Origin of the sequence: Streptomyces sp. enrichment culture (assembly GCF_964272895.1) — a bacterium.
Taxonomy (GTDB): domain Bacteria; phylum Actinomycetota; class Actinomycetes; order Streptomycetales; family Streptomycetaceae; genus Streptomyces.
The window spans coordinates 3,883,199-3,906,060 of record NZ_OZ186832.1 but is presented as its reverse complement, the minus strand read 5'-3'; the positions used below and the strand labels follow the sequence as shown (position 1 = coordinate 3,906,060).

The 22,862-nt window shown below is 72.3% G+C and carries 17 protein-coding genes and 1 tRNA gene; 8 read left to right on the top strand and 10 right to left on the bottom strand.

Annotation, left to right across the window (positions count from 1 at the left end; genetic code table 11):
• Positions 1 to 72: 72 nt before the first annotated feature.
• Positions 73 to 330, top strand: a complete 258-nt coding sequence (locus tag ACSU6M_RS17695; protein WP_437070711.1) for a DUF6458 family protein — start codon at positions 73 to 75, stop codon at positions 328 to 330.
• A gap of 1 nt (position 331) precedes the next feature.
• On the opposite strand, the gene ACSU6M_RS17690 is transcribed toward ACSU6M_RS17695, so the two are convergent.
• On the bottom strand, positions 332 to 736 hold the full coding sequence (locus tag ACSU6M_RS17690) for a cupin domain-containing protein (RefSeq protein WP_437070710.1): 405 nt from the start codon (positions 734 to 736) through the stop codon (positions 332 to 334).
• 51 nt (positions 737 to 787) lie between these two features.
• Between ACSU6M_RS17690 and ACSU6M_RS17685 the strand changes: the two genes are divergently transcribed.
• Entirely contained in the window at positions 788 to 1,753 is a 966-nt protein-coding gene (locus tag ACSU6M_RS17685) for a GlxA family transcriptional regulator (RefSeq protein WP_437070709.1), read from the top strand.
• Positions 1,754 to 1,802: 49 nt separating this feature from the next.
• Here the strand turns inward: ACSU6M_RS17685 and ACSU6M_RS17680 are convergent, their stop codons facing one another.
• Entirely contained in the window at positions 1,803 to 2,306 is a 504-nt protein-coding gene (locus ACSU6M_RS17680; RefSeq protein ID WP_437070708.1) for a hypothetical protein, read from the bottom strand.
• Positions 2,303 to 6,898 carry a DNRLRE domain-containing protein gene (locus tag ACSU6M_RS17675; RefSeq protein WP_437070707.1) on the bottom strand — a complete coding sequence of 1,532 codons (4,596 nt, stop codon included), beginning with the start codon at positions 6,896 to 6,898 and terminating at the stop codon, positions 2,303 to 2,305. Before ACSU6M_RS17675 ends, ACSU6M_RS17680 begins: the two co-directional genes overlap by 4 nt.
• A 107-nt stretch (positions 6,899 to 7,005) precedes the next feature.
• Between ACSU6M_RS17675 and ACSU6M_RS17670 the strand changes: the two genes are divergently transcribed.
• A complete protein-coding gene (locus tag ACSU6M_RS17670) occupies positions 7,006 to 7,500 on the top strand; it encodes an LURP-one-related/scramblase family protein (protein ID WP_437070706.1) in 495 nt (164 codons plus the stop codon).
• A gap of 52 nt (positions 7,501 to 7,552) precedes the next feature.
• Here the strand turns inward: ACSU6M_RS17670 and ACSU6M_RS17665 are convergent, their stop codons facing one another.
• Positions 7,553 to 8,326: a carbon-nitrogen family hydrolase gene (locus ACSU6M_RS17665; RefSeq protein ID WP_437070705.1), complete on the bottom strand. Its 774-nt coding sequence runs from the start codon at positions 8,324 to 8,326 to the stop codon at positions 7,553 to 7,555.
• 181 nt (positions 8,327 to 8,507) lie between these two features.
• Here ACSU6M_RS17665 and ACSU6M_RS17660 point away from each other — a divergent pair, with 181 nt between their 5' ends.
• On the top strand, positions 8,508 to 9,332 hold the full coding sequence (locus ACSU6M_RS17660) for a maleylpyruvate isomerase family mycothiol-dependent enzyme (protein ID WP_437070704.1): 825 nt from the start codon (positions 8,508 to 8,510) through the stop codon (positions 9,330 to 9,332).
• A 95-nt stretch (positions 9,333 to 9,427) separates the two neighbouring features.
• Here ACSU6M_RS17660 and ACSU6M_RS17655 read toward each other — a convergent pair whose 3' ends face one another.
• Both ACSU6M_RS17655 and ACSU6M_RS17650 read right to left on the bottom strand, forming a co-directional pair.
• A complete protein-coding gene (locus ACSU6M_RS17655; RefSeq protein ID WP_437070703.1) occupies positions 9,428 to 10,729 on the bottom strand; it encodes an MFS transporter in 1,302 nt (433 codons plus the stop codon).
• Positions 10,726 to 11,376: a GntR family transcriptional regulator gene (locus ACSU6M_RS17650; protein ID WP_437070702.1), complete on the bottom strand. Its 651-nt coding sequence runs from the start codon at positions 11,374 to 11,376 to the stop codon at positions 10,726 to 10,728. The genes ACSU6M_RS17655 and ACSU6M_RS17650 overlap by 4 nt, the downstream gene beginning before the upstream one ends.
• Positions 11,377 to 11,584: 208 nt before the next feature.
• Here ACSU6M_RS17650 and ACSU6M_RS17645 point away from each other — a divergent pair, with 208 nt between their 5' ends.
• The 3 genes from ACSU6M_RS17645 to ACSU6M_RS17635 all read left to right on the top strand — a co-directional run bounded on the left by ACSU6M_RS17645 (position 11,585) and on the right by ACSU6M_RS17635 (position 15,105).
• On the top strand, positions 11,585 to 12,487 hold the full coding sequence (locus tag ACSU6M_RS17645) for a D-alanyl-D-alanine carboxypeptidase family protein (protein ID WP_437070701.1): 903 nt from the start codon (positions 11,585 to 11,587) through the stop codon (positions 12,485 to 12,487).
• Between the two features lie 174 nt (positions 12,488 to 12,661).
• Positions 12,662 to 12,733, top strand: a tRNA-Gly gene (locus ACSU6M_RS17640).
• A gap of 2 nt (positions 12,734 to 12,735) precedes the next feature.
• Positions 12,736 to 15,105 carry a hypothetical protein gene (locus ACSU6M_RS17635; RefSeq protein WP_437070700.1) on the top strand — a complete coding sequence of 790 codons (2,370 nt, stop codon included), beginning with the start codon at positions 12,736 to 12,738 and terminating at the stop codon, positions 15,103 to 15,105.
• Positions 15,106 to 15,115: 10 nt separating this feature from the next.
• On the opposite strand, the gene ACSU6M_RS17630 is transcribed toward ACSU6M_RS17635, so the two are convergent.
• The 4 genes from ACSU6M_RS17630 to ACSU6M_RS17615 form a co-directional block, all read right to left on the bottom strand.
• Positions 15,116 to 16,603: a dihydrolipoamide acetyltransferase family protein gene (locus ACSU6M_RS17630; RefSeq protein WP_437070699.1), complete on the bottom strand. Its 1,488-nt coding sequence runs from the start codon at positions 16,601 to 16,603 to the stop codon at positions 15,116 to 15,118.
• A gap of 10 nt (positions 16,604 to 16,613) precedes the next feature.
• Positions 16,614 to 17,594 carry an alpha-ketoacid dehydrogenase subunit beta gene (locus ACSU6M_RS17625; protein ID WP_437070698.1) on the bottom strand — a complete coding sequence of 327 codons (981 nt, stop codon included), beginning with the start codon at positions 17,592 to 17,594 and terminating at the stop codon, positions 16,614 to 16,616.
• A gap of 1 nt (position 17,595) precedes the next feature.
• The gene (pdhA, locus tag ACSU6M_RS17620; RefSeq protein WP_437070697.1) at positions 17,596 to 18,783 is read right to left on the bottom strand and encodes a pyruvate dehydrogenase (acetyl-transferring) E1 component subunit alpha; all 1,188 of its coding nucleotides are present in this window, start codon (positions 18,781 to 18,783) and stop codon (positions 17,596 to 17,598) included.
• A 459-nt stretch (positions 18,784 to 19,242) separates the two neighbouring features.
• A complete protein-coding gene (locus ACSU6M_RS17615; protein WP_437070696.1) occupies positions 19,243 to 20,892 on the bottom strand; it encodes a protein kinase domain-containing protein in 1,650 nt (549 codons plus the stop codon).
• 323 nt (positions 20,893 to 21,215) lie between these two features.
• On the opposite strand from ACSU6M_RS17615, the gene ACSU6M_RS17610 reads away from it, so the two are divergent.
• Positions 21,216 to 22,856, top strand: a complete 1,641-nt coding sequence (locus tag ACSU6M_RS17610; protein ID WP_437070695.1) for a protein kinase domain-containing protein — start codon at positions 21,216 to 21,218, stop codon at positions 22,854 to 22,856.
• Positions 22,857 to 22,862: the final 6 nt, after the last annotated feature.

Genomic DNA, 22,862 nt, shown 5'->3' with positions numbered 1-22,862 from the left:
GTCCATCGGGAGGGTCCGGGTACCCGGACCCTCTCCGAGCACCACGACATCCCTACGAGGGAGGCAGCTCTGATGGGCCTGGGCGGATGCATCATCCTCATCGCCGTGGGAGCCATCCTCACGTTCGCGACCGACTGGGACATGAGGGGAGTCAACCTCGACGTGGTCGGCGTCATCCTCATGATCGTCGGCCTCATCGGCGTCACCACGTTCAGCAGCATCGCCCGCCGGCGGCGGGTGGTCGTCCCGCCGGCCACGCCGGTGGTCGACGACGACGTTCATCATCACCACCACCGGCGCGACGGCTACAGCGACGGATACGGCGTGTGAGTCACGCCAGAGCGTGGCCCGTCGTCGCGTCCACATGGGACGGGATCTCCTCGTGGCGGTCGCCCACGGTGGAGGTTCCGGTGGGCTCCAGCAGCAGGATCTCGGTGGGCACAGGCGCGTACGGCTTGTGCTCCGTACCGCGCGGGACGGTGAACACCGAGCCCTGCGGCAGTACGACGGTGCGCTCGCCGTCCGCCTCGCGCAGGCCGATGTGGAGTTCGCCGGTCAGGACGAGGAAGAACTCGTCGGTGTCGTCGTGCGCGTGCCACAGATGCTCGCCCTCGACCTTGGCGACGCGGACGTCGTAGTCGTTGACGGTGGCGACGATACGGGGGCTCCACTGTGCGGTGAAGGAGGCGAGCGCGGCGGACAGGGAGACGGGTTCCTCGGCGGTTTCCTTGGTCATACGCCGATCCTGACCGTGGCGCGCGGCGGCCGCGAGTGCTAGGAATCGCATATGCCGCAAGAATCCTCTCACCGTGTGGTGCTGGTCGTCGACGCGAACTCCAACCCGTTCGAGATGAGCTGCGCCATCGAGATCTTCGGCCTCGACCGCCCCGAACTGGGGCGCAGGCTCTACGACTTCCGGCTGTGCGCGGCGGACCCCCTGACACGGATGAGGGACGGCTTCTTCACCCTGACCGGTGTCGCCGGACTGGAGGCGGCCGAGGAGGCGGACACGCTGATCGTGCCGAACCGGCCCGACACGGACGTCCCCCGCTCCCCCGAGGTGCTGGACACCGTCCGGCGCGCCCATGCGCGCGGCGCCCGGCTGATCGGCTTCTGCTCGGGCGCGTTCACCCTCGCCGAGGCCGGGCTGCTGGACGGCCGGCGGGCGGCCTGCCACTGGATGTGGGCGGATTCGTTCCGGTCCCGCTTCCCGCAGGTGCTCCTGGAGCCGGACGTGCTCTTCGTCGACGACGGAGACATCCTCACCGCCTCCGGCAGCGCCTCCGCGCTCGACCTGGGCCTGCACGTCGTACGCCGTGACCACGGTGCCGAGATCGCCAACCACGTCTCCCGGCGGCTGGTGTTCGCCGCCCACCGTGACGGCGGCCAGCGGCAGTTCGTGGAGCGGCCGGTGCCGGACGTCCGGGACGAGTCGCTGGGCCCGCTGCTGGCCTGGGCCCAGGAACGCCTGGCCGAGCCGCTGACGGTGGCGGACCTCGCGGCGCGGGCCGCCGTGTCCCCCGCCACCCTCCACCGCCGCTTCAAGGCCCAGCTCGGCACCACCCCGCTGGCCTGGCTGACGGGCGAACGGGTGGCCCTGGCCTGCCGGCTGATCGAGCGCGGCGAGGAACGGCTGGACGTGGTGGCCCGGCTGAGCGGTCTCGGCACGGCCGCCAATCTGCGCGCCCGGCTCCGGCGGGAGACGGGGCTGAGCCCTTCGGCGTACCGGCGGCGGTTCGCCGTGACCACATGAGGGCGCCCGGCCCCTCGCGGGGAGGGACCGGGCGCCGGGTGTCCCCGGATCAGGGGGAGAGCGACGGGTCGGGCGGGGCGGTGGCCTCGGCCCTGATCTGCCGCATCCACGCCTCGCCGACCTTCTTCGGCACGGCCGGCGTCAGGCCGTCCTCCTTGGTGAAGGCGAGCCCGCCTCGGCGGGCGCCGCCGCCGCACTCGTCGGACTGGAAGCTCAGCTTCTTGTCCACGGTGTCGTCGACGAACGGTGCCGTGGCCCCGGCACGGGTGACGCGGAGGCGGACGGTGACGCGGTCCGGGTCGACGCCGTCGGGCAGATCGGAGCTGACCTTCGTGATGCCCTCTGCCCCGACCGGATGCCTGACGCACTCACCGTCCACGCACAGTTCGGCCGTGGCACCCGAGAGACCGTCGTAGCCGGCCGGCTCGACGTACACGACGACGCCGGGCACCACGCCCACACCCGCGCAGGGCTGCTGCTCGGCGCAGCCGGAGACGGCGGCGAGCAGAGCGGCCACGGCGATCGGCAGAGAGGCCCGCCCGGCGGCTGTCACCACTTCTTGACCACCCCCGGCAGCGCCTTCTCAGCCAGGGAGATGTCGGTGAAGATGAGCCGGCAGTCGCCGTCCCAGGCGTCACCGCACTCGCCGTCATCGGTGACGGACTCACAGCCGGAACCCGAGATGATGCCACGGGCGGTCACCGAACCGCTGGACCGGATCGTGTAGACCGGTCCGCCGGAGTCGCCCTTGATCAGGCACTTTCCGGAGCTCTTCTCGGCGATGGTCAGGTTCTGCCCGACCGCGCCGGTGCTGAAGTTGATCCGCTTCTTGGTCTCGGTGACCTTCCAGCCGCACACCTCGCTGGTGCGGGCGCCGCCGGAGCACACCTTCTGCCCGATCGTGGAGCGGGACGTGGCCCGGTCCGCGACCCGGCGCAGGATGCTGTCCTTCTTGTAGATGCGCGCGGAGACGTTGTACTTGTTCTCCATCACGTCGATCAGCGACAGGTCGCCGGAGTAGTAGCCGAGCCCGGACAGCTTGACCGAGCCCTTGCCGTTGGCCCAGTTGTCGACGGAGACGAAGCCGACGGTGGGGCCGTTCCAGGCGTTCATGTAGCCGTCGGCGTAGGTGCAGTGCCCCGCGGTGAGGAGGTACGGCTTGCCGTTGTGCGTCCAGGCGAACCCGGTGGTGCACTGGGCCATCTTGTCGTTCAGGTCACCGTTCAGCCAGTGGGACTCGTAGGCCGCACCGCCCTTGTAGGGGCTGACGTCGCTCCACCGGTTCGCCGTCTCCTGGAGCTCGGTCACGCCGGGGTTGACGCGGACGGTGACCATGTCGGTGCCGTAGCGCCGGCCGAGCCGGTCGGCGAGGGCGTCGTCCGGGGCGGCGATCTCCACGACGACCTTGTTGGTCGCGGCGTCGACCACCGCCGTGGCAAGCTTGTCGGCGCCGGGGACCTCGGCCTCCTCCAGGAGCAGGATCTCGTCGGCGACGGAGTCGAGTTCGGCCTGGCTGTGGGCGACGACCTCGGTGACGGGCACCACGGTGGCGTCCGTCGTCGGGGCGGGGTCGGCCACACCGTCCTCGGTCGTGGTGGTGCCGTCGGCGGCCTCGGCGGTGTCCTCGACCGTGCCGTTGTCGGTGCCCTCGTCCACCGGGATGTCCGTCAGCGCGATGGCCGCCGTGGCCGCCGGCTGGGCCTGCGCGGTGGTGACCGGCGCGACGATCCGGCCGGTGTCCTGGTCCAGGTAGGGCGGGGCGAGGGTGTCGGGGGACGCCTCCGCCCGCGCCTCGGCCGCGTCCATGGCGTGCACCTGGACGCTCGTCGGCTCCAGCAGGCCGGCCGCGTCGGTGCCCTCGTCGGTGATCCGGACCCGGTCCAGCAGCACGGTGACCACGTCGGAGGGCGCCGGGGAGTGGGGACCGGTGAAGGTCGTCCGCAGCTGGAGGTCGCCGTCCGCCGCGAGGGCTCCGGTGTCCCAGGTCAGGGCCGGGGTCTCGCCGGCGGTCAGCGCCACCGGCCAGGTGACGGCGGTGCCGTCAAAGGCACGGGTGACGGCCGAGGCGGGGATGTCCGCCCACGGGTCGGTGTCGGAGCGCCGGTACTGGAAGGTGGCGCCGGTCAGGGAGGCGGGCCCGGCCGCGGTCAGGGTGACCGCGTGACCGACCTCCTCGCCGTTCAGCGGAGCCGTCAGGCCCGAACCGCCCACGTGGAAGGTGTACACCGCCGCGGCGGAGGTGTTGCCCGCCCGGTCGGTGGCGGTCACCGTCAGCCGGTGGCTGCCGTCGCTCGCCGGGGTCAGCCGGACCTGCTCGGCGGCCGCGTCCGCGGTGACCTGGGTGGCCGGTCCGCCGTCCAGGGAGTACGAGAACGACTCCAGGCCCGGGTCGCCGGAGCTCAGCGTGAACGTCCCGGTGTCACCGATGTCCCCGGCCCACGCGTCGCTGGGGAAGTCCGGCGAGGTGACCGCGGGCGCGGCCGGCGCGGTGGTGTCGACGGTCAGGCGGTAGTGGGCCGTGGGCCCCCAGGTCCCGGCGGCGTCGACCGCGCGGACGTGCAGATACCAGGTGCCCTCCGGGACCGTCCCGGTGTACGAGGCGGTGGTGGAGTCGGCCGTGGTGTTCGGGACCGTCGTCGCGGCGTCGTCCAGGGCGTAGCTGTAGCCGGCCGCGGCGGCGTCGGTGCGCCAGGTCGCCGTGAAGCCCGTCGCCCGGTAGGCGGCGGTCTGGTCCGGGTGGCTGGTGGACGTCACCGTCGGCAGCAGACCCAGCGTCGAGTCGACGCGGAAGGCGTGGTGGGCGGCGGACGCGGCCCAGTTGCCCGCCCGGTCCTTGGCCCGTACGTGCAGGTACCAGGTGCCGTCGGCGTTCACCGTGGTGGTGTACGACGCGGCGCTCTGGGTGGCCGCCGTGCTGGAGGGCAGCGTGGAGGGGTTCTGGTCCACCGTCACCGCGTACGCGGCCGTGCCGGAGGTGTCGGCCGGCGCGGTCCAGGCGAAGGAGGCGGTGCGGCTCGCGTAGGTGGACGTGCCCAGCGGGTGCGTGGACGACGTGACCGCCGGGACGCCGGGCGCCGTGGTGTCGACGTTGAACGGGAAGTGCCGCGTCGCCGACCACAGGCCCGCCTTGTTGCGGGCGGCCGCGTGGACGTACCAGGTGCCGTCGGCCAGATCCGCGGCGGTGACGGCCGTGGAGGTCTGGGTGACGGTGGTGCCGGCGCTCGTGGCCGGGGCCCGGTCGACCGTCACGGCGTACCCGTCGATGCCACTGGTGTCGTCGGCGGTGAGGGTGCCGGTGAAGTCGTCGGCGCCGTACCAGGCGGTCGAGGAGGCGTGGCTGGTGCTGGTGACGCCGGGCGCGGCGGGGGCCGTCGGGTCGACGGTCAGGGTGCGCCAGGTGGACCATGCCTTGGACAGGTCGGTGGTGTCGTAGGCCCGCACCCGCCACTTGTAGACGCCCGCGGGCAGCGTGCCCGAGGTCCAGGTGCCCATCCGGCCGGACAGCACGTACGCGGAGTTCCCGGTGGTCTTCCGGGTGGTCAGGGCGTTGTCCCAGATCTCGAAGGTGTAGCGGATCTGGTCGGCGTCCGCGTCCGAGGCCCGCGCCCACAGGGTGGGGGTGGCGTCGGAGGTGACGGCACCGGCCACGGGCAGGAACTGCACCGGGGTGCTCGGGTAGGAGTTGTACGTGACCGTCAGATGCGGCTCGGTCGGGCCGTCGCCGGAGACGTGGTTCGCCGAGTGGTAGCGGCGCCAGGTCAGGGAGTCGGTCTCGCTCGCGCCGCGCACCTGGATGCCGTGGTTCTCCGCGCCGTCGGCCCATGCCTGCACGATCTCGTCGAGGTCGAAGTTGACCGTGCCGGCCGGGCAGGCGTCCGAGTAGCCCTTGGCGGCCGTGGACGTGACCGCGCCCGTCGTGGTGGTCGTCGGCTGCGCGTCCCAGGTGACGGACGAGGACGACCAGGCGGAGGTGATCCGGCGGACCTGCGTCCCGGCGCCCTCGGTCGAGCAGGACGAGGACCAGTACGAGTACAGCGCCAGGTTGGTGTCGGTGATGTGCTTGCCCTCGAAGGCCGACACGTCGAACTTCAGATACGAACGGGCCTTGGTCTCACCCGCGTTGTACGTGCCCGACTTCAGCTCCGTGGAGGAGACCTGCGAGTCGGGGTAGTTGGTGGCCACCCAGGTGTCCGTGGTCACCGCGAGCGTGGACGTCGGGTCCACCGTCACGGGATAGGTGGCGTCCGCGAGGAAGTCCGCGTCGGGGGTGAGGACGAGGGTCTGCGCGCCGTCGGCGGCGGTCTCGATCTCGGCGTCGACCCGGGCGAGGCGCTCCGGCTCGCCCGAGCGCTCGTCCTTGCTGGAGTCCCACATCATCGGCGCGGGCGCCTCGGCGACCAGCCGGCCGCTCGCGTCCTTGAGCAGCAGATGCCCGGAGTCGGCCTCGCTGAGGGCGAGTCCGCGCAGCTCCAGCGGGATGCGGTAGGAGACCGGGCCGTCGGGCGCGCGGTCGAGGAGCACGTTCTGCGAGAAGCCCTGGGGGAGCGCGGTGACCTGGAGCGTCTCGCCCGCGCCGAGGTCGTAGGAGGCGGTGTCGCCGTCCACCGTGGGGCTGGGCAGCTTCTCCTGCCAGCCGAGGCCGAAGGTGCGGCCGCTGTCCGACACGGCCGCCAGGCGGGTGTCGCCGCCGTCGGAGACGGCGACCTGCGCGGCCGCGGTCTGCGGGGTCAGGGCGGTGCCGGTGTCGGACAGGGAGGTGTCGATGTCCTTCCACCGCCCGTCCTCGCGCACCCTGACCTGGGCGGCGAACGCCTCGGTGGTGAGGGTGCCGTCCGGGTCGGCGTACGTGGAGGTGGTCTCCGTGCGCTCGGGCAGGATCTCGATACGGCGGTTCTGCGCCTGGGCGAGGAGGCGGGCCGTCGCCTCGTCCTCGGCCACGGCGGGGCCCAGGTCACGCTGCGGGGCGGTCAGCGGGGCGGGGCCGGCGGTGGGGGTGGTGTCATCGGCGGCCGCACGGCCGACCGCGGCGACCGTGGTGCCGGTCAGCGCGATGACGAGCAGGGCCGCGGTGGCCGCCGCGCCCCGCGCGGGTCTGGATCTGGGGCCGGGTATGCGTCTGCATCCGGCCGCGTCGTTGCTTCTCACCGCGTGATTATCACAATGTCCCCGCTGACCTGTGTCATTGACGTCCCGTCACTCCATCGGCCCGCCCTTGCGCTTGCCCGCGCCCCGCTGCGGGGAAGCGGTCTCGCATGAGATTCCTGGTGCGGGACCGGCTCCTCGGCTTCGGTGACGACTACTGGATCGAGGACGACAGCGGCGACAAGGTGTTCCTGGTCGACGGCAAGGCGATGCGGCTGCGGGACACCTTCGAGCTGAAGGACGCCCAGGGGCGGGTGCTGATCGACATCCGGCAGAAGATGCTCGCCCTGCGGGACACGATGGTGATCGAGCGGGACGGCGGACCGCTCGCGACGATCCGGCGCAAACGGCTGTCGCTGCTGCGCAACCACTTCCGGGTGACCCTCGCCGACGGCACCGCGCTCGACGTCAGCGGGAAGATCGTCGACCGCGAGTTCGTCGTCGAGTACGACGGTGAGCTGCTGGCGGTGATCTCCCGCCGCTGGCTGCACGTCCGGGACACCTACGGCGTCGACGTCGTCCGCGAGGACGCCGATCCGGCGCTGCTGATCGCGGTGGCGGTGTGTGTGATCCACCTGGCGGAGAAGGAGCGGGAGGGGGACTGAGGCCGGCCGCGGAGGGCGCGGGACGACGGAGTCCGCCTCCGGCGCCGCCGGGTCACAGGACCCTGTCCTTCAGCGCCGGGAACTGCTCGCGGGTCGTGGCGACCCGGCGCGGGTCGAACTCGGCGGTGAGGACCTCCTCGCCGGCGCCCGCCTGCGCCAGGACCTCGCCCCAGGGATCGACCACGATCGAGTGACCGGCCTGGGGAACTCCCGCGTGCGTCCCGGCCGTTCCACAGGCGAGCACGAACGCCTGGTTCTCCACCGCCCGCGCCTGAGCCAGCAGCGTCCAGTGCGCCCGGCGGCGCTCCGGCCAGCCCGCGGGGATCACCAGGGTCTCGGCGCCCCTGTCGACGAGGCCGCGGAAGAGTTCGGGGAAACGGAGGTCGTAGCAGGTGGCCACGCCCAGGGTCGTCTCCGGCAGACGGACCGTCACCAGCTCGCGCCCCGCGCCCATGAGCACCGCCTCGCCCTGGTCGAAGCCGAAGCGGTGGATCTTGCGGTAGGCGGCGGCGAGGTCGCCCGCGGGGGAGAAGAGGAGGGAGGTGTTGTAGAGGGGGCCCTCGGGGTCCCGTTCGGGGATCGAGCCGGCGTGCAGCCAGACGCCCGCGTCGCTCGCCGCCTTCGCCATGGCCTCGTACGTCGGACCCTCCAGCGGCTCCGCCTCGCGCCCGAACTCCTCGTAGGCGAACGCCCCGGTGGTCCACAGCTCCGGCAGGACGACCAGGTCGGACCCGGCCTGTTCCCGCACCAGCGCGGCCGCGCGCTGCCGGCGGGAGGCGACCGATTCGCCCTCGTCTACGGCGATCTGGATCAGCGAGGCGCGCACACTACCACCGTCCTGGGATTCGAGTCGTCCACAGCGGCCTACGATCGTCACACGAAAGCACTGACCGGGTGCCTTGAAGCAGCGTAACTTAGCCACTCAAGACACCCGCCGACCGCCGCCACCTCCCACTGGCAACGCCGCCACCACCTGCCCGTGATCGACCGCCGAGGGGTCCCGTTCCGTGAGTCTGCATCCCACCCTCCAGCCCTACGCCGACGCCTGGACCCATTCCATCGACGCGATATCCGAGCTGGTGCGGGACCTGGTGGAGGCCGACTGGAACCGCCGCACGCCCTGCCCGGGCTGGTCCGTACGGGACGTCGTGTCCCATGTGATCGGCCTGGACTGCGAGATGCTCGGCGACCCGCGGCCGATACACGCCCTGCCGCGCGACCTGTTCCACGTCACCAACGAGCACCAGCGCTACATGGAGATGCAGGTCGACGTCCGCCGCCACCACACGGCACCGGAGATGACCTCCGAGCTGGAGTACACGGTCATCCGCCGCAACCGTCAGCTGCGGAACGAGTCACGGGACCCCGGTACCAAGGTGCGCGGGCCGCTGGGCGCGGAGCTGACCCTGGAGGAGTCGATGCGGACCCACGCCTTCGAGATGTGGGTCCACGAGCAGGACCTGCGCACCGCCCTCGGCCGCCCCGGCAACCTCGACTCCCCCGGCGCGCACATCGTCCGTGACGTCCTGCTGGAGGCCCTGCCCGACGTCGTCGCCGTCCGCGCCGGCGCCCCCCGCAGCTCCGCGATCGTCTTCGACGTGCACGGCCCCGTCGAGTTCCTGCGCACCATCCGGGTCGACATCCAGGGCCGCGGCTCCCTCGAGACCGCCCCCGCCCTCGGCCCCGCCGCCTCCCTCACCCTCGACTGGGAGACCTACGTCCGTCTCGCCTGCGGCCGTGTGACGCCGGAGGCGGTGGCCGACAGGGTGAAGACGGAGGGCGACCCGGACCTGTCGACGGCGATCCTGCGGAACTTCACGGTGACGAAGTAGCCCGGACGGAGACCAGGGCGCAGGCCGGGGCGGAGACCGGGGCGGGAGACCCCCTGGGCGGGAGACCGGGGCGGGAGGCGCGGGGGCGGAGACGGCTACGCCGGGACGTGCACCGTCTCCACCCGGCTGGCGACCAACCGCTCCCGCTCCCGCCGGGCCGCCCTCTTGCGCAGCCGCAGGATCTGTCCGACGCCGAACAGCTGGAGCACGAACACCACGGAGAACGCCACCCGGTAGTCGTCCCCGGTCGCGTCCAGCAGCGCCCCGACCCCGAACAGCGTCGTCATGGACGCCACGAAACCGCCCATGTTGGTGATCCCGGACGCCGTCCCCTGCCGCTCCGGCGGATTCGCCGGCCGCGCGAAGTCGAACCCGATCATCGAGGCCGGCCCGCACGCCCCCAGCACCGCGCACAGCACCACGAGCAGCCACATCGGCGCCCGCTCCCCCGGCCAGTACAGCGTCACCGCCCACAGCACAGCCGTCGCCCCCACGGTCCCCAGCGCCAGCGGCAGCCGCGCCTCGTGGTGCCGGGCGACGATCTGGCCGTAGACGAGCCCGACGGCCATGTTGGACAGCACGACCAGCGTCAGCAGGGATCCCGCGGTCCCGCGGGACAGCCCCTGCGCCTCGACGAGATACGGCAGCCCCCACAGCAGCAGGAACACCATCGCCGGGAACTGGGTGGTGAAGTGCACCCACAGCCCCAGCCGGGTCCCCGGCTCCCGCCAGGACGCGGCGATCTGCCGCCGCACGTACGCGGCCCCCTGATGCGTCACGGGCTCCGGCTCGTGCCCTTCGGGATGGTCCTTGAGGAACAGCAGCAACAGCACGAACACCACGACGCCCGCCAGCGCGCTGCCGCCGAACGCGGCCGTCCAGCCGATCCCGTGCAGCAGCCGCGCCAGCACCAGCGTGGAGACGAGGTTGCCGGCCATCCCCACCAGCCCCGCGAGCTGTGCGATCAGCGGCCCGCGCCGGGCGGGGAACCAGCGGCCGCCGAGCCGCAGCACGCTGATGAACGTCATCGCGTCACCGCAGCCCAGCAGCGCGCGGGAGGCCAGCGCCATGCCGTAGGAGGGCGAGAGGGCGAAGCCCAGCTGGCCGAGCGTGAACAGGACGACGCCGAGGCCCAGCACCTTCTTGGTGCCGAGCCGGTCGACGAGCAGGCCGACGGGTATCTGCATGCCCGCGTACACCAGCAGCTGGAGGATCGAGAACGTCGACAGGGCCGAGGCGCCCACGTCGAAGCGGTCGGCCGCGTCGAGTCCGGCGACCCCCAGCGACGTACGGAAGATGACGGCGACGAAGTAGACGGCGACACCGATGCCCCACACGGCGGCGGCGCGCCGCCCGCCCGGAGGGTCGCCCGGCAGACTGACCGGGGCCGCGCTCACCGCACCTCACCCCGGGCCAGGTGGGAGAACCAGCCGACGTGCCGGTGGACGAGGGCGACGGCGGCGTCGGCGTCCCCGGCGCGCAGGGCGTCGAGGATCTCCCGGTGCTCGGTGATGTTCTTGGCGATGCGGTCGGGGTGGGAGTGCATGACGGCGACGCCCATGCGCAGCTGGCGGTCGCGCAGCTGGTCGTAGAGGCGGGAGAGGATCTCGTTGCCGCCGCTGCGGACGATCTCGGCGTGGAAGCAGCGGTCGGTGACCGCCACGGCGGCCAGGTCGCCGGTCGCGGCCTCCCGCTGCTGCCGCTCCAGCAGCTCCTCCAGCCGCTCGATCAGCGCGGGCGGCGCGGGGACGGCCTTGCGGGCGGCGTGCTCCTCGACGAGCAGCCGGGTCTCGACGACGTCCGCGATCTCCTGGGCGGAGACGGGCAGGACCAGGGCGCCCTTCTTCGGGTAGAGCTTGAGCAGCCCCTCGACCTCCAGGCGCAGCAGCGCCTCGCGCACCGGGGTGCGGGAGACCCCGACGGCTTCGGCGAGCTCGCCCTCGGTGAGCAGCGTGCCGCCCTCGTAACGGCGGTCGAGGACGCCTTGTTTGACGTGACTGTAGACGCGTTCGGCGGCGGGGGGTTGCTTCACGGCCATGGTCATGCCGACAGGATAGATACAACACGTACGCATGAGAGGGGTCGTTCCACGATGCGGACGGCCGCGGCGCGGGCGAAAAGTTTTCCGCATGCGGCGCACAACCCTGCACCCCCCTCGTGAGTCTCACGTGTGCAGCCCTGTTGTCCCCTCTCAACTCGGCTGCCACATAAAGGGACTTCACGACAATTTCGATCAAATCGGGGTAATCCTCTTGATCACTACTCTTCCGGGCGCCCGGATCCGCAGGGCCGTCACGGTCGGCCTCACCACCGGCGCCATGCTCACCGCGGGCGCCGTCGTGGCGGCCCCCGCGCAGGCCGTCACGGCCCCGACCGTCTACGCCAAGGGCGCCTACGTCAGCGACGGCAGCGGCCGGACGCTCTACGTCAAGGGCGCCGACTACAGGCGCCCCACCGGCTCCACCACCAAGATCATGACGGCCAAGGTCGTCCTGTCCCAGCCGAACCTGAACCTGAACACCCTGGTCACGGTCCGGCGGGAAGTCAGCGACTACATGGTCGCCGAGGGCTACCCCTCGTCGGCCCGGCTGATCGTCGGCGACAAGCTCACCGTCCGCCAGCTGCTGTACGGCCTGATGCTGCCGTCCGGCTGCGACGCCGCGATGGTCCTCGCCGACAAGTTCGGCACCGGCACCACGGTCGCCGCCCGCACCAAGAACTTCATCGGCAAGATGAACACCATGGCCGCCAGCCTGGGCATGACGAACACGCACTTCGACTCGTTCGACGGCCTGAGCAACGGCTCCAACTACTCCACGCCGCGGGACCTGACGAAGCTCGCCCGCAGCGCGATGGCCGGCTACACGTTCCGCTCGATCGTCAAGACCAGGACGTACACGGCCAAGACGATCACCAGCTCGGGCACCACCCGCACGATGGCCCCCTGGAACAACACCAACCCGCTGCTCGGCTCCTACTCCGGCGCCACCGGCGTGAAGACCGGCTCCGGCCCCTCCTCCGGCTACAGCCTCGCCTTCTCCGCCACCCGCGACGGCAAGACGGTCTACGGCGTCATCCTCAACTCCACCAACGCCACGACCCGCAAGTCGGACGCCACGAAGCTGCTCAACTACGGCTTCGCCCGCCAGGCCTGACGCCCGCGGACAGCACACCCGGCAGGGCCCGCCGTGTTCCTCACGGCGGGCCCTGTTCCACGTGGAACCAGGCCACGGGCCCGCGGGACACCGGGGCCCGCGGTGCACGCGCACCGGGCCGCGGACGAAATCCGTTTGTCCGAACGGACATCGGCCCCCTAGCGTCGGTTCCCTCGACGTGTAGCTCAGCAGCAGAGCACCGGGCTTCCTACCCGGAGGGCGCGGGGGCAGCACCCGCCACGTCGGCTATGAACGACGACGCTGAGCAGCAGCACGCCGCCGAGGCGAACCCGGCCTACGCCGCGGGCCAGTTGGCCGCCGCGCTCCGGACCTCCGTCCTGCACGAGGACCCCGACACCCGGCGCCGCGCCGAGGAACGCGGGCGCAAGTGGCGTGCCGTGCTCACCGGAATGGCGAACGGCCTGCTGACCGTCGGATCCCGGACGCCGGTCGCGGGACTGCCCGCGTGGGTGACGCCCGAGGTCGTCCGGGGCGGCTTCGCCACGGGCGCGCCCGGCGCGGGCGGCCCGCTGCTCCCCTACGAGCGCGCCGCCGCCCGCCGGGCGGGGGTGCCCGAGGAGCGGCAGGCGCTGTTCGCGCACTTCCTGTCCGAGGACGGGCTGACCGAGCTGTACGGGCTGCTGGACAGCGGACGCTACGAGGTCGCCGTACCGGAGGAGGCGGCCCTGCTCACCGTCGCCTGGCTGATCCGGGCCGGGCAGACGCAGGCCGCGCTGGACCTCGTGGCGGAGCTGGCGCCGTTCGCCGGCCGGCTGCGCTTCGCCCCGCGCCCCTCCGATCGGCCCGCGCCCCGCCCCGACGCCGTCCACCGCTCCACCGTCGCCGACGCCCGCGCGGCCCTCTCCCGCCGCCGCCCCAGCACGGCCGTGGAGACCCAGCGCGAGGCCCTCACCGTGTGGCAGCCCTTCGGGGACGAACTGCTCACGCACTGGCTGGAGGTGACGGACGCCGACGGTCACGTCCGCGTCCCACCGCGCAACCGGGGCGGCCACCTCCGCACACCGACGCGCCCCACCCCCGAGAACGCCGCCGCCCCCGGCCCCGACTGGCACGACCGGTCGGCCGCCCTCCTCGTGCGCTACCGCGCCCTCGCCCGGCGTCATCCGCACTGCTCCAAGCACCGCAGGCCGAAGGAGAACCTCGGCATCCTGCGGGGCGCGCTGGAGGAGACCGTCGCCGGACGGGAGCTGGACGCGCGGCGGCTCGGGCTGCTGCGGCATGCCGTCGGCTCGATGGTGCGCCGTCGCGGGCTGCCCGGCTCGGCGGTCCACACCGCCCTGCGCCGGGAGCAGGCCGCCCAGGCGGCGCTGCCCTCGCATCACGCGCTGGCGGGGCTGGTCCTCGACCGGCTGGCCGAGCTGCCCGCGGACGGCGGCATCGCGGAGACCGGCCCGTTCGTCGCCGATGTGAGCGCGCCGGAGGCGGAGCGCACGGGTCTGCCCGCGGGCGCCGCCGTCCCGGCCTCGGTACGGCGGCCGGTCGAGGCCGCGCTGAGCGCTCCCCTCGGCACGCTCGTCGAGCGCGGTGTCGTCCCGTCCGCCGAAGTGCTCGCCGGACTGGTGCCGCAGCTCGTCGCCGCCGTCGCCGCCCAGCCCTACCCGGAGCCGGCGCTGCGCACCCTGTCCGCCGCGACCTACCGCGCCTTCCGCAACCGCCGCTCCCTGCTGCTGCTCGACCTGGAGCGGCAGGTACAGGCCGAGGAGCTGCCGTGGGTACGGGCGGTCGCCGCCCACCGTGCCGACGCGGGGGGCTCCGACGTGGCCGCCGTCGCGCTGCGGCAGCTGGGCGGGCTGGCCGTCCGGGCGTTCCCCGGCACGATCCTGCCGAACCCGCTGGTCCGGGAGCTGTCCGTGCTGGCCCGCCAGGCGGACCTCGGCGCACCGCTCGTCGAGGAGCTGGCCGCCGACATCTTCATGGGCACCTTCACCCCGAAGTTCCTCAGGTCCGCCCGCGTGGCCGCGGAACTCCTGGGCGGCGGCTCCCTCTACGCGCGCTACTACGCCATCGACTACCGCGCCGTCCGCAACCTCGCCGTCGTCGAGGCCGGGGAGGCGGCCCGGCGGTCGTCCGGGGCGCGCACCTCACCGGGGTTCGCGCAGCTGTGCGCGCGCCGGGCGGCGGCCCTCGCGCCGGGGTCGGGGAAGGGCTCGCGGGTGGCGGCCAACGGCACGGTGATCGAGCAGGCGCAGATCCTCACCACGCACAACCTGGCCACCCTGGTCCACCGGGCGGGCATCACCCCCGGCACCGGCTGGGACGACCTGGCCCGGCGCTCGTACACGACCGTCTGCCGGCTCACCGCGCGGATCCACCGCAACCCGCGGCCGCTGGGCACCGTCAAGGACGTGGCCTACGCCTGGCGGCAGATGCTGTTCCATCTCTCGCTGTGCACGCCGGGCGGGCGGGCCCGCACCCTGGCCTGGCTGCCGGAGGAGACCGCCCGCCACCCGTGGCACGTGGCCGTCCGGCTCGCCCCGGCGCTCACCGGCCTGCGTCAGGTCGCGGAGGGCGGATCGGCGCGGGAGGGCGAGGGACGGCTGCTGCTGGGCTGGAGCACCGGGGGCCACTGGCTGCGGCCGGACCCGGTGCTTCCCTGATGTCCGCCGGTCAGGCCCAGGTGATCAGCCGCTTGGGCTGCTCCAGGATCGCGGCGATGTCCGCGAGGACCTTCGAGCCCAGCTCGCCGTCGACCAGGCGGTGGTCGAAGGACAGCGCCAGCGTGGTCACCTGACGCGGCTTCACCTTGCCCTTGTGGACCCACGGCTGGAGCTTGATCGCGCCGACCGCGAGAATCGCCGACTCGCCCGGGTTGAGGATCGGGGTGCCGGTGTCGACGCCGAAGACGCCGACGTTGGTGATCGTCACCGTGCCGCCCTGCATCGCCGCGGGCGAGGTCCTGCCCTCGCGCGCGGTGGACACCAGCTCGCCGAGCGCCTCCGCGAGCTGCGGGAGGGTCTTGGTGTGCGCGTCCTTGATGTTCGGGACGATCAGGCCGCGCGGGGTGGCGGCGGCGATGCCCAGGTTGACGTAGTGCTTGAGCACGATCTCCTGGTTCGCCTCGTCCCAGGAGGCGTTGATGTCCGGGTTGCGCTTGATGGCGACCAGCAGGGCCTTGGCGATCAGCAGGAGGGGGTTGACCCTGAGGCCCTGCATGTCCTTGTCCTGCTTGAGCTCCTCGACGAGCTTCATCGTGCGCGTGACGTCGACCGTGACGAACTCGGTGACATGCGGCGCGGTGAACGCCGAGCCGACCATCGCCTGGGCCGTCATCTTGCGGACGCCCTTGACCGGGATGCGGGTCTCGCGCGCGGTGTCGTACGACGCCGCGGGAGCCGGGGCGGCCGTGGGGGCCGGTGCCTGGGCCGGGGCGGGCGCCGTCGGCGCGGGGGCCTCGGCCGGGGCGGCCTGGGCGGGCGCCGCCTGGGTGGTGGCCGCGGCGTGAACGTCCTCGCGGGTGATGATGCCGTCCGGGCCGGTCGGGGTGACGGTGGCCAGGTCGACGCCGAGGTCCTTGGCGAGCTTGCGCACCGGCGGCTTGGCCAGCGGGCGGTCCGCGCCGGCGGCCGGGGCCGCGGGGGCGGGGGCGGGGGCCGCGGGGGCCGGGGCCGCGGCGGGGGCCGGGCCGTGGCCGTTCAGCTCGCTCTGCACCGCCTGGATCACCGAGGACGCCTGGGCCGGGACCTCCGGGCCCTTGCGCGGGCGGCGCTTGGTGGAGGTGGCGGCGACGCCGTAGCCGACGAGCACCGGCTGGCGGCCCTCCGGCTTGGGCTCCTCCTGCACCGGGGCCTGCGGTTCGGCCTGGGCGGGCGCCGGCTCGGGCTCCGGGGCAGCTCCGCCGGAGACGTCCACCGCGATGATGGAGGTGCCCACGTCGACCGTGGTGCCCTCCGGGAAGTGCAGGGCGCGCACCACACCGTCGTACGGGATGGGCAGTTCGACGGCCGCCTTGGCGGTCTCGACCTCGCACACCACCTGTCCGTCGGTGACGGTGTCACCGGGCTGGACGTACCACTTGAGGATCTCGGCCTCGGTGAGGCCCTCGCCCACGTCGGGCATCTTGAACTCGCGCACGGACGCGTCAGTCATCGTCGTCACGTCCCTCTCCTCAGTACGCCAGGGCACGGTCGACGGCGTCGAGCACCCGGTCCAGGCCCGGCAGGTACTCCTCCTCCAGGCGCGCCGGCGGGTACGGGGCGTGGTAGCCGCCGACCCGGAGCACCGGGGCCTCCAGGTGGTAGAAGCAGCGCTCGGTGATGCGGGCGGCGATCTCCGCGCCGGAGCCGAAGAACACCGGTGCCTCGTGGACCACGACCAGACGGCGGGTCTTCTCCACGGACGCCTGGATGGCGTCGAAGTCCAGCGGGGACACCGAGCGCAGGTCCAGGACCTCCAGGCTCCGGCCCTCCTCGGCGGCCGCGTCGGCGGCCTCCAGGCAGGTCTTCACCATCGGCCCGTAGGCGGCCAGGGTCAGGTCGGTGCCCTCGCGGACCACGCGCGCCTTGTGCAGCGGGCCGGGGATGGCGTCCGGGTTGACCTCGCCCTTGTCCCAGTAGCGCCGCTTCGGCTCGAAGAAGATCACCGGGTCGTCGCTCTGGATGGCCTGCTGCATCATCCAGTACGCGTCGGAGGCGTTCGACGGGGAGACGATCTTCAGGCCCGCGACGTGCGCGAACAGCGCCTCGGGGGACTCGGAGTGGTGCTCGACCGCGCCGATGCCGCCGCCGTAGGGGATGCGCACCACGACCGGCAGCTTGACCTTGCCCAGCGAGCGGGCGTGCATCTTGGCGAGCTGGGTGACGATCTGGTCGTAGGCCGGGAACACGAAGCCGTCGAACTGGATCTCCACCACCGGGCGGTAGCCGCGCAGAGCGAGGCCGATCGCGGTGCCGACGATGCCGGACTCCGCGAGCGGGGTGTCGATGACACGGGACTCGCCGAAGTCCTTCTGCAGTCCGTCGGTCACCCGGAAGACGCCGCCGAGCTTGCCGACGTCCTCGCCCATGATGAGGACCTTGGGGTCGTTCTCCAGGGCGCGGCGCAGCGATTCGTTGATCGCCTTGGCCAGAGCCATCTTCTCCGCTGCCATGTCAGACCCCCTCCACGTCCGCGAACGACGCCTGGTAGGCGGCGAACTGGGCGCGTTCCTCGTCGACGAGCGCGTGCCCGTCCGCGTACACGTTCTCGAAGATGGCGAAGTGGTCCGGGTCCGGCATGGCGCGGACCGCCTCACGCACTCGCTTGCCCAACGCCTCGGACTCGGCCTCGAGTTCCGCGAAGAATCCCTCGTCCGCGTGGTTTGCGGCCTCGAGGAACCGGCGAAGGCGCAGGATCGGGTCCTTGGCCTCCCATGCCTGGCGCTCGTCGTCGTGGCGGTAGCGGGTGGGGTCGTCGGAGGTGGTGTGGGCGCCCATGCGGTACGTCCACGCCTCGATCAGCGCCGGGCCCTCGCCGCGGCGGGCGCGCTCCAGCGCCCAGCGGGTGACGGCGAGGGACGCGAGGACGTCGTTGCCGTCGACGCGGACGCCGGGGAAGCCGAAGCCCTGGGCGCGCTGGTAGAGCGGCACGCGGGTCTGCTTCTCGTTGGACTCGGAGATCGCCCACTGGTTGTTCTGGCAGAAGAACACCACGGGAGCGTTGTAGACCGCGGCGAAGTTGAACGCCTCGCTCACATCGCCCTGGCTGGAGGCGCCGTCGCCGAAGTAGGCGATGACCGCGGAGTCGGCGCCGTCCTTGGCGATGCCCATGGCGTAGCCGGTGGCGTGCAGCGTCTGGGAGCCGATGACGATCGTGTACAGGTGGAAGTTGTTGCCGTTGGGGTCCCAGCCGCCGTTGTTCACGCCGCGGAACATGCCCAGCAGGTTGGTCGGGTCGACGCCGCGGCACCAGGCGACGCCGTGCTCGCGGTAGGTCGGGAAGACGTAGTCGTCCTCGCGGGTGGCGCGGCCGGAGCCGATCTGGGCGGCCTCCTGGCCGAGCAGCGACGCCCACAGGCCGAGCTCGCCCTGGCGCTGCAAGGAGGTGGCCTCGGCGTCGAAGCGTCGGGTGAGCACCATGTCGCGGTACAGGCCGCGGAGCTCCTCGGGGGTGATGCCGGCGACGTAACGGTCGTACTCGGCGTTCTTGACGCGCTTGCCCTCGGGCGTCAGCAGCTGCACGAGCTCGGGCTCGGTGGCCTTCTTTGCGCTCGTGCGGGTGGTGCGCTTTGTGCCGGTGGTGCCGGCCTTGCTTCCGGCGCCGCCTCGCGGCTTGCGCGCGGCAGTGCTCTCCACGCTCACGTGTGCTCCTCCGTCGGTCCGGCTCCCGGGTTCGCCGGGTGCCTGGGGGACCCCCCAGCTCCGTTCAGGAGCCTGGGGGAGCGGCTCACCTGTGTGTACCCGCGGCGCACGGGGTGGGTGCGGCTCGTGGGGGACAGGCGTGACAGGTGCCCCGGCGAGCGCCCTGCAAAAAGCACGTTACCCAGTGCTCCACATTTCTGTGAAACCCCTCCTGACCTGCGATTTTGCTTGGATTTCCAAGTAAATCGCGAAAGCCGGGAACAACTCCTGGTCACAGCCTTGCAGGGGGCCGGAACTACGGCACGTTATCCCGGTGAACCAGGTCACGGGAAGAGCCCATTTCGATTGGACCAACCGGTCAGTAATAAATGCGGTGGGGGTTTGCCCCCGCTTTATGAGGAAACGGCGACGGGGCTCCACGCGCACGCGTGGAGCCCCGTCACGGCGAGCGGGCGGCCGTCAGCCGCCGCCGACGACGCCGCCCTCGTTGGCGCCGCCGGTGTCCGCGCCGCCCGTGTCGGTGCCGCCGGTGTCCGTACCGCCGTTGTCGGTACCGCCCTGGTCGGTGCCGCCCGTGTCGGTGCCACCGGTGTCCGTGCCGCCGTTGTCGGTACCGCCGTCGTCGGTGCCGCCGGTGTCCGTGCCACCGGTGTCCGTCGGCTCCGGCTGCGACGGCTCACCGGTCGGCGTGGGCGTCGGCGTCGGGGAGGGCGTCCACGACGGGGTCGGGGTGGGCGACCAGTTCCAGTCACCGCCACCGCCGCCGCTGCCGTCGTTCTCCTCCTCCTGCGTCTGCTCCTGGGTCGGCTCGTCGCTCGGCTCCTGGGAGGCGGTCTCCTCCTGGGTGCTCCGGGTGACGGTCGGCGTGGGCGAGGTGCCGCCACCGCCCTCGCCGTCGCCGCCCGCGTTGTTCATGGCGAACGCGACACCGCCCGCGATGGCGATCACCGCGAGGACGGCCAGTATCCACACCTTGCCGCGGCCGCCGCCCTTGTTGCCGTGCCCCTCGAACCCGCCGTCGTCGCCATGGCCGTAGGGCGGCAGGATCGGCTGCGGGATCTGCGCGGTGCCCGCGCCGTCCATCGGCAGCACCGCCGTGCCCGCCATACCGGCCGACGGCGTGTGCCGGCCGTCGTGCACGGTCACGGGCCCGGTGTTCCAGGTGCCGGTGTGACCGCCCTGGTCGTAGAGCATCTGCAGCGCGTACTGCACCAGACCGCGCATCTCCTCTGCGGTCTGGAAGCGGTCGTCGGGGTCCTTGGCCAGCGCCCGCATCGCCAGGCCGTCCAGCTCCGGCGGAGAGGCGTCGGAGACCTCCGACGGCGGCACCGGGATGTCCTGGACGTGCTGGTAGACCACCGACAGCGGGGTCTCGCCGACGAACGGCGGACGCAGCGCGAGGAGTTCGTAGAGCAGACAGCCCGTCGCGTACAGGTCGGAGCGGTGGTCGACGGCCTTGCCGAGCGCCTGCTCCGGGGAGAGGTACTGCGGGGTGCCCATGACCATGCCGGTCTGCGTCATCGTCGTCGACGCGCCGTGCAGGGCGCGGGCGATGCCGAAGTCCATCACCTTCACCGCGCCGTTGTGGGTGATGATGACGTTCGCCGGCTTGATGTCGCGGTGCACGATGCCGTGCTGGTGCGAGTAGGCCAGCGCCTCCAGCACGCCCGAGACGATGATCAGGGCCTGCTCGGGGCCCGGCGCCTCGGCGTTGAGCAGCAGATCGCGGATGGTGCGGCCCTCGACGAGCTCCATCACGATGTACGGCACCGACTGGCCGCCGACATGGTCCTCGCCGGAGTCGTACACGGCGACGATGGCGTGGTGGTTGAGCCCGGCGACCGACTGGGCCTCGCGCGTGAAGCGGGCCTTGGAGACGGGGTCCTCGGCGAGGTCGGGGCGCAGCAGCTTGACGGCGACGGTGCGGCCGAGGCGTACGTCCTCGGCGGCGAACACCTCTGCCATGCCGCCCCGGCCGAGCCGGCGGGTCAGCCGGTACCGGCCGTCCCCGACCAGCCCTCCGTTGCCCCAGGTCTCCGGCGCGTCCGACATGCCGCCGCCAGTCGCCTCGGGTTCGGACGGGCCCTGAGCGCCATGCTGCTGTGCCATCAGTCCTCGCCGTCGTTTCTGCCCGCGGTGCGCGCGGTGTTGTTACGGTCTCCGTCGGCCACGCTACAGCCTCCGCGCGATCCGCCGGTCCGAGATGGCGCCGCCACGGGCACGAGACGGACCCGCCATCCAAACGTGTCAACCCGCTGCCGTGCAAATCCTGTGTACCGCCGGTACGTGGGCTGTAACGCTTCCGCGACGCTTCTTTCGCGTACGGTCACGGAACGGGCACCGAGCTTGACGTGTCAGTGCCCTGCGGCAGACTTGGCCGGGAATAGCACTTTGGATCAACGCCGCCTGAGGGCCTACGGGGGATACGGATCATGAGCCAGGACGGCGCACAGGACCGCTACACGGCGCGGGCGCTCGCCGGCGGCCGCTACCAGCTGCGTGACCTGCTCGGCCAGGGCGGCATGGCCGCGGTGCACCTGGCCTACGACAGTGTGCTGGACCGCCAGGTCGCGATCAAGACGCTGCACACCGAACTGGGCCGCGAGGCCGCCTTCCGCGAGCGTTTCCGCCGCGAGGCGCAGGCCGTGGCCAAGCTCACGCACACCAACATCGTCTCCGTCTTCGACACCGGCGAGGACGAGGTCGACGGCATGACGACGCCGTACATCGTCATGGAGTACATCGAGGGCCGCCCGCTGGGCTCGGTGCTCGACGAGGACGTACGGCAGTACGGCGCGATGTCCGCCGACAAGGCACTGAAGATCACCGCCGATGTGCTGGCGGCGCTGGAGATCAGCCACGAGATGGGCCTGGTCCACCGCGACATCAAGCCCGGCAACGTGATGATGACCAAGCGCGGCGTGGTCAAGGTCATGGACTTCGGCATCGCGCGGGCCATGCAGTCCGGTGTCACGTCGATGACGCAGACCGGCATGGTCGTCGGCACCCCGCAGTACCTCTCGCCCGAGCAGGCCCTGGGCCGTGGCGTGGACGCCCGCTCCGACCTGTACTCGGTCGGCATCATGCTGTTCCAACTGGTCACCGGGCGGCTGCCGTTCGACGCGGACTCGCCGCTGGCCATCGCCTACGCGCACGTCCAGGAGGAGCCGGTCGCCGCCTCCTCCATCAACCGCTCGCTGCCGCCGGCCGTGGACGCGCTGATCGCCCGCGCGCTGAAGAAGAACCCGAACGAGCGCTTCCCCACGGCCGTCGCCATGCGCGACGAGTGCCTGCGGGTCGCGGCCTCCTTCCAGCCGGCCGCGCCGAACATCGTCGCCGGCGCCCCGACCGCCAGCGGCGCGGGCGTGGGCTCCGCGGTGTTCCCGCCGGTCGACCAGACCACCCCGGCGCCGACGGGCCCGGTGCAGACGCCGTACCAGCCGACGCCGGCGCCGAACCCGTACGGCACGCCCACGCCGGCGCCCGCCCCTTCCCCGGCGTACGGCTATCCGCAGCAGGGCGGCTACGGCACGGGGGCCTACGCGCCCCAGCCGAACGCCTCCACCCCGCCGCCGTACAACATCACCCCGCAGCAGCACACCCCCGCGCCGGGCGGCGGCCGCAAGAGCAACCGGGGGGTGATCATCGGCTCGATCGTGGTCGCCGGTGTCGCCGTCGTCGGCCTGATCACCGCCCTGACGCTGAGCAGCGGGGGCGGCGACGACGAGGGCAAGGGCGGCGAGGCGAGCGCCTCGGCGTCCTCGTCCCAGAAGCCGGGCTACCGGCCGCCGGACCACACCCGCACGATCGACGAGACCGAGTGCTCCGAGCCCCAGGAGTCGTACAACGACCCGGCGAAGGTCAGGCTCCCCGACTTCCGCTTCAAGGACATCGACTCGGTCCGCAAGTGCTTCCAGGCGGCCGGCTGGACGATGACCAAGAAGGACGTCGACAACAACACCTGGGGTGACGGCACGGTCCTGGAGCAGTTCCCCGCGCCGGGGACGGACGTCGACCCCAAGGACCCGGGCGACATCCAGCTGAGCATCTCGACGGGCAACCCGAACGAGTGACGCGGG